This window comes from Thermoanaerobaculia bacterium (assembly GCA_035260525.1).
Lineage (GTDB): Bacteria > Acidobacteriota > Thermoanaerobaculia > UBA5066 > DATFVB01 > DATFVB01.
In genome coordinates, this window is the sequence record DATFVB010000079.1 from 1 (window position 1) to 6,213 (window position 6,213).

Below are 6,213 nucleotides of genomic sequence, written 5' to 3' on the forward strand. Positions count from 1 at the left end.
ACAGAGCGACGCTTCCGGTCAAAGTCGAAGGCGCGGCGAGGCGCGAGCCCGACGGGATGCGGGTCTGCCTGCCGCGTCCCGAGGCGTACCGTGAGCGTACGTTGAGGGCGCGGCAGGCGGGCACGCGCCCGTCCGGCTCGATGCATCGCCGCGCCCATTCGCGATCCAGAACAGAGCGACGCTTCCGGTCAAAGTCGAAGGCGCGGCGAGGCGCGAGCCCGACGGGATGCGGGTCTGCCTGCCGCGTCCCGAGGCGTACCGTGAGCGTACGTTGAGGGCGCGGCAGGCGGGCACGCGCCCGTCCGGCCCGATGCATCGCCGCGCCAGCTACTGTGGAGGCCCCAGGAAGTACCCCTGCCCATACGGAATTCCGATCCGCCGGCATTCCGCCAGATCCTCCTCCGACTCGATCCCCTCGGCGACGCACAGGGCGTCGATCCGCGCCGCGACGTGCAGCAGCATCTCGACGATGTCGCGCTTGATCGTGTCGCGGGAGAGCCCGGTCACCAGCGTGTTGGCGATCTTCAGGAAATTCGGCTTCAGCTCCGCGATCGCCTGCAGCGACGCGAAACCCGATCCGGCGTCGTCGATCGCGACCCGGAACCCCTCGTTCCGGAGCCGCTCGATGGCGTCCCGGAACGTCGCGAGGTCCCGGATCGCGCTCCGTTCCGTGATTTCGAGCACGACCCGCTCCCGCTGCCGGCGCAGGGGATCGAGGATCGCCGCGCCCCGGCCGGGGATCGCGGAGACCATCTCGGCCTCGACGTTCACGAAGAGGAGCGACGACCCGGCCGCGGCGTAATGGCTCGCCGACGACCCGAGGCAGAGCTGCTCGAGGTCCCAGACCGCGTCGTTGGCGATGGCGTATTCGAAGAGCAGGTCGGGGCTCTCGAAGCCGGTTCCGGCGGGACCGCGCGAGAGGGCCTCGTGCCCGAGCACCGCGAGGTTGGCGAGCTCGAAGATCGGCTGGTAGACGGTCCGGATCTCCCGGCGCTCGAGAATCTCCCGGAAGACGCGCCGCAGGCGCCGGGTCCTCTCCTCTTCGCGGGAGGTCGCGACGCGCACCGCCTCGCGCAGCGCGCGGTACACGACCCTCTCCATCCGCATCTGCGCGCTCGGGACGATCATCGCGTGACCGACGGAGACGCCGATCGGCTTGTGGATGCGGTCGCGGAAACGGCCGTCGAGGGTCTGCCGCAGCGTCTCCTCGGTCTGGCGCGCCTTGCGCTCGAGGCGTCCGCCGTCGTCGTCGCCCGCCTCGATCGCCGTGAACACGTGGAATTCGGCCCCGGCGGGACGGCTGATCGCGACGATGTCCTCGGAAGCGAAGAGCGTTCCGACGAGGCGCTTGAGCGTGCTCGCGGCTTCGAGAACGAGCTCGTCGAAGACCTCCCACCCGTAGGAGTCCTCGACGTGGCTGTATTTCTCGACGTCGACCGTGAGCACGCCCATCCGACGCCGGTCGAGCAGGCGGTCGCGCAGCGCGTCGAGGACGACGGGCATCGACGGGAGCTGCGTGACCGCGTCGTAGAGGAGGTTCTTCTTCCGGAAGTGCTCCTCCGCCGACGGGAGCAGGGCCGCCGGCGCCCGGCGCTCGGTCAGGCGTTCGACGGCCTCCAGGAGCTTGCGTTTCGTGAAGGGCTTCGTGACGTGGTCGTCCGCGCCCGCCTGCATCGACGTGATCATGTCGCGGATCTCGTTGCGGACCGACAGCATGACGACCGGGATCCCCTGCGTCTCCGGGTGGTTCTTGAGCGTCGCGCAGACCTCCCACCCCGAGATCTCCGGCATCATCACGTCGAGGAGCACGAGATCCGGGCGCTCGCGCGTCGCGATCTCGATCGCCTCGCGGCCGCTCGCCGCCGGCAGTACCGTGTACCGGGCGCTCTCCAGAAGCGTGGCGACGAGCGTCCGGACGTCCTCGTCGTCGTCCGCCACGACGATCCGCCGCACGGCCGGACGGACCGATGCCGCCGCTTCGGCGGTCTCGGTCTCAGAGCGAGAGGACACAGTGCACGTTTTCCCGGCCGAGGCGCTCGCGCCCGTCGAGCGCGCCGATCTCGAGGAAGAAGCTCATTCCGACCAGGCGCGCCCCGGCGCTCCGGATGAGGTCCGCGGCGGCGCGCGCGGTGCCGCCGGTCGCGAGCACGTCGTCGACCAGCAGGCAGGCCTCGCCGGGCCCGACCGCATCGTGATGGATCTCGAGAGCGTCGACGCCATACTCGAGCGTGTAGTCGACTCGGCGCCGCTCGCGCGGGAGCTTCCCGGGCTTGCGCGCGGGGACGAATCCGGCGCCCAGCGCGAGCGCGACGGCGGAGCCGAAGACGAAGCCCCGCGCCTCGATTCCGACGACCTTCCGAACCCCGTCGCCGCGGAACGGGGCGCTCATCTCCTCGATCGCCGCCGCGAAGAGCTCCGGATTCGACCAGAGCGGCGTGATGTCCTTGAAGACGATCCCCGGCGAGGGGAAGTCGGGGACGTCGCAGACCGCAAGCGACCAGCGAGGATCGTTCATGACGGGAGATCCCGCCCGGGATTCGGATTTCGAAATTCGCGATTCGGATTTTCCGCGCCGCGGCTCGTACCAGGCATTCGATCGGCCCCGGCGCGGCGCGGACTCATCGTCGCACCTCGAAGTCGGCGAAGAGCGTCTCCTCGACGTCCGAGGTCTCGAGGCTCTCGATCCGGGAAATCGCCGATCCGCCGCGGAGGACCGACTCGAAGCGCTCGAGGATCTCGGCCTCCGCGGTCGCGACCGCCTCGACCCTCCCGTCCTCGCGGTTGCGCACCCAACCGCGCACGCCGTGCGAGCGCGCGGTGCGGCGCACCCATTCCCGGAATCCGATCCCCTGAACCCGCCCGCTCACGAGGTAGCTTCGGGTCACTCGCCGCGCCCGAAGCGGCCGAGCAGCGGGACGAAGGTCACCTCGTCCTTCTCTTCCTGACCGAAGTGATCGCGGCGTTTCTTGATGACGCGCAGTCGCTGGACCTTCTCGCCCCCGACCGGGACGATCATCCGTCCGCCGACGGCGAGCTGGTCGAGGAGCGGACGCGGGACCTCCGACGCGCCGGCGGCGACGAGGATGCGGTCGTACGGCGCGTTCGCGGCGAACCCGTAGGTCCCGTCGAGCGCCTTGACCGAGACGTTGTCGCACCCGAGCACGCGCAGGAGCGACGACGCCCGGCGCGCGAGATCGCTCACCCGCTCGAGCGTGAAGACCATGCGCGCGAGCCTTCCGAGCACGGCCGCCTGGTATCCCGAGCCGCAGCCGATCTCGAGCACCTTGTGGTGCGGCTCGACGGCGAGGAGCTGGGACATCCTCCCGACGACGTAAGGCTGCGAGATGGTCTGTCCGAAGCCGATCGGCAGAGAATGGTCGCCGTAGGCCTTCCCGGAAACCGCCTCCGGCACGAAGCGGTGCCGCGGGACCTCGCGCATCGCGGCGAGCACCCGCTCGTCGTCGACGCCGCGCCCGGCGACGAGCTTCTCGACCATCCGGAGACGCGCCTCCTCGAAAGGATCGGGCGCGGGAACCGCCTTAAATGTCGATGCGGGCACGAATCAGAAGTATAGCAGGCGCAGGGAGATCGATCGGACCTGAAATCGACGGCTGTCCCTCGACGCGAACCTCGGCCACGCCTGTACGGACAGCGGCTCCCCAGCATCCAGATCTCGCTTTCCGCCGACGTCAGGCGCGGCGAGGCGCGAGCCCGGCGGGATGCGGACGGCCGGTCCGGCGGCGAAGGCGTACCGGAGAGCGTACGTCTAGCCGCCGGCCGGCGGTTCGCGCCCGCCCGGCTCGATGCATCGCCGCGACGATTTCTAGGGTGAGGGAACGAAGCGGCCGACGAGCGATCCCAACGCGTCCAGAGCGTCGTAGTCGGTGAGATCCAAATGCAGCGGCGTGACCGAGATCAGCTTCTCCGAGATCGCCCAGAGGTCGGTCCCCTCCTCCGGTTCGCCGATCGGCGGCGACGCGCCGATCCAGTAGTACTTCTTGCCGCGCGGGTCGAGCTTCTCGAGAACCCCCTCCTGGTAGATCCGGCGCCCCATCTTCACCGCGCGGATGCCGCGCACTTCGCCGGCCGGAACGTTGACGTTCAGGAGCGTCCCGGGACGAAGCGGATTGCGGAGCACCTCGAGGGCGAGGTCGCGCGCGAACGCGGCGGCGGCGTCGAACGAGAAGCCGGGAGCGATCTCCTGGGAGATCGCAATCGAGGGGATCCCGAGGATCGCTCCTTCGAACGCGGCGGACACCGTTCCCGAATAGGTCACGTCGTCGCCGAGGTTCAGGCCGAAGTTGATCCCGGAAAGGATCGCGTCGGGCCGGCGGTCGCGCAGGAGATAGTGCGTGCCCCAGTTCACGCAGTCGGTCGGCGTCCCGTCGACGACGTAGCGGTTCTTGGAGAGCTCCGTGGCGCGGAGCGGGTGATGGAGCGTCAGCGAGTGGCCTGCCGCGCTCCGCTCCCGGTCGGGGGCGACCACGACGACGTCGCCGATTCCGGCGACCCCTTCGGCGAGCGCCCGGATGCCGTCGGCCGCGACCCCGTCGTCGTTCGTGACGAGGAAGAGCGGCTTCTTCATCCTTCGAACACGACCGAGTTCTTACCCGTCTCGTGGAGGGTGACGCGCTTGAGCTCCGCGCCGGGAAGCGATCCGGCGAGGCGCTTCCAGATCGCGACGGCGATGTTCTCGGCCGTCGGATTGATCCCCTTCAGGAAATCCACGTCGAAGTTCAGGTGCCGGCGCTCGACGATGCGGACCACGCGCTCCTCGACGATGCGTTTGAGCTCCTTGAAATCCATCACGTAACCCGTCTCGGGGTCGATCTCCCCCTCGACGGTGACCTCCAGGCCGTAGGTGTGCCCGTGCCCATGGTCGTTGTTGCACTTGTCGAAGACGCGGCGGTTCCATTCCGCGGCCCGGGCGTCGTTGTGGAGCCGGTGAGCGGCGGCGAAATGGTGCATCGAGGTCAGGCAGACCTTCATTCGCGGATCTTACTTCGCCGCGCGGAATCGGGTCGGAGGGGCCTTCCCGCCTTTTTGGGCGCGCAATTTGCAACACCGCGCCGCGAACGCACAAATCGCCCGCGAGGGCCTTTTTGTGTTTTGGAGGTGCGAGCCACGTACAGGGAGGTGAGGCCGTGAAAAACCATTCTCTCGCCGTGACTTTGTGTCCGAACCGGGGCGACTCCCCGGACGAAAACGCCGGGCGGCCGGCGCCGGTTCGCCGGAAGGCCCGGAGCGCCGCGCGTTCCCGGGACTCGGCGTCCATGATCCGCGTGGTGCTCGAAATCGCCGGAGAAACCCTCTGGGTGGTGCTTCTTTTCCTGGTGATCGGGTTCCTCCTCTCGAAGGCGCCCCAGATCGACGCGGCCATCGACGAGATCAGCGGTGTTCACGCCCCGGTCTCCCCCACGGACGCGTCCCGGGAGGCGCAGATCCGCGATCTCGAGGCCCGCTTCGCGCGCTACGAGACCAAGCTCGCCCCGATCGAGAAGGGCTACGAGCAGCTCAAGCGGCGGCACGCCGACCTGCTCAAGGCGTACGCGGAGCTCCAGAAGACCCGCGTGCGGGAGGCGTACGTCCCGGTCGCCGAGACGCGCCCGGCCGGCGCTCCGTAGCGTCCACCTCGCTGGCCCGGTTGTTGCTCTGCCGCATCGACGAGAAGCGATGCGGAACACCGTCTCCTGGTCCTGCGACGCCTGCGGCGAATACAACGCCGCCGATCTGAAAGACAAGGCGCCGACGGCGCTTCGCTGCGCCTTTTGTTTTCACCCCGTGCAGTCGATTCCTTCCCTGGAGCCCAAGAAGCCCCGAATGCGGCTCTCCGACGAGTGGCTCGGGGACGAGATCATCAAGCCGCTGTTCGGAAAGGGAATCCGGAAGGACGACGGCGACTGACCCTGTCGCGACGGGAACCCGACGGCGAGCCTCGAGATCCGGAACGGGCGGCGATCGAAAGATCCGGAGGCCGGAACGGCGGTGCCGCTCGTCGCCCGCGCTCATTGCCGGCCTCCGAACGACGCGGCTGTGATGCATTCCGTGCGCGTCCATCCGAGAGCTGCAGAACAGGCAGAAGTTGGACCCGACCTCGGTCGCGCGTCCGGCTTCCTCCGCCGCGTCCATCGCCGCCGACGACGTGATCCCGCTGCTCCCGTCGGCCGCCGGGCAGTCGCTCTGGTCGAACACGAGGATCGGCCGGACCTCCAA

8 protein-coding genes are annotated in these 6,213 nt (G+C 69.0%); 2 read left to right on the forward strand and 6 right to left on the reverse strand.

Features of this window, described 5'->3' with window-relative positions:
- Positions 1 to 327 precede the first annotated feature (327 nt).
- The 6 genes from VKH46_03880 to VKH46_03905 all read right to left on the reverse strand — a co-directional run bounded on the left by VKH46_03880 (position 328) and on the right by VKH46_03905 (position 4,989).
- Positions 328 to 2,010 carry an EAL domain-containing protein gene (locus VKH46_03880; GenBank protein ID HKB69957.1) on the reverse strand — a complete coding sequence of 561 codons (1,683 nt, stop codon included), beginning with the start codon at positions 2,008 to 2,010 and terminating at the stop codon, positions 328 to 330.
- Positions 1,994 to 2,515 carry an adenine phosphoribosyltransferase gene (locus VKH46_03885; protein HKB69958.1) on the reverse strand — a complete coding sequence of 174 codons (522 nt, stop codon included), beginning with the start codon at positions 2,513 to 2,515 and terminating at the stop codon, positions 1,994 to 1,996. The genes VKH46_03880 and VKH46_03885 overlap by 17 nt, the downstream gene beginning before the upstream one ends.
- Before the next feature lie 103 nt (positions 2,516 to 2,618).
- On the reverse strand, positions 2,619 to 2,867 hold the full coding sequence (locus VKH46_03890; protein ID HKB69959.1) for an acylphosphatase: 249 nt from the start codon (positions 2,865 to 2,867) through the stop codon (positions 2,619 to 2,621).
- 14 nt (positions 2,868 to 2,881) lie between these two features.
- Positions 2,882 to 3,559 carry a protein-L-isoaspartate(D-aspartate) O-methyltransferase gene (locus VKH46_03895; protein HKB69960.1) on the reverse strand — a complete coding sequence of 226 codons (678 nt, stop codon included), beginning with the start codon at positions 3,557 to 3,559 and terminating at the stop codon, positions 2,882 to 2,884.
- 264 nt (positions 3,560 to 3,823) lie between these two features.
- Complete coding sequence (surE, locus tag VKH46_03900; GenBank protein HKB69961.1) at positions 3,824 to 4,585, reverse strand: 5'/3'-nucleotidase SurE; 762 nt, start codon at positions 4,583 to 4,585, stop codon at positions 3,824 to 3,826.
- Complete coding sequence (locus VKH46_03905; GenBank protein HKB69962.1) at positions 4,582 to 4,989, reverse strand: 6-carboxytetrahydropterin synthase; 408 nt, start codon at positions 4,987 to 4,989, stop codon at positions 4,582 to 4,584. Before VKH46_03905 ends, surE begins: the two co-directional genes overlap by 4 nt.
- A 155-nt stretch (positions 4,990 to 5,144) precedes the next feature.
- Between VKH46_03905 and VKH46_03910 the strand changes: the two genes are divergently transcribed.
- Positions 5,145 to 5,624 (forward strand): hypothetical protein, encoded by a 480-nt coding sequence (locus VKH46_03910; GenBank protein HKB69963.1) that lies wholly within the window; start codon positions 5,145 to 5,147, stop codon positions 5,622 to 5,624.
- A 49-nt stretch (positions 5,625 to 5,673) separates the two neighbouring features.
- Entirely contained in the window at positions 5,674 to 5,904 is a 231-nt protein-coding gene (locus tag VKH46_03915) for a hypothetical protein (protein ID HKB69964.1), read from the forward strand.
- Positions 5,905 to 6,213 lie beyond the last annotated feature (309 nt).

Bases quoted from the DNA above. Each gene is read 5' to 3' on its own strand.
- VKH46_03885 (HKB69958.1), bottom strand. From the start codon at position 2,515: ATGAACGATCCTCGCTGGTCGCTTGCGGTCTGCGACGTCCCCGACTTC.
- surE (HKB69961.1), bottom strand. From the start codon at position 4,585: ATGAAGAAGCCGCTCTTCCTCGTCACGAACGACGACGGGGTCGCGGCC.
- VKH46_03905 (HKB69962.1), bottom strand. From the start codon at position 4,989: ATGAAGGTCTGCCTGACCTCGATGCACCATTTCGCCGCCGCTCACCGG.
- VKH46_03915 (HKB69964.1), top strand. From the start codon at position 5,674: ATGCGGAACACCGTCTCCTGGTCCTGCGACGCCTGCGGCGAATACAAC.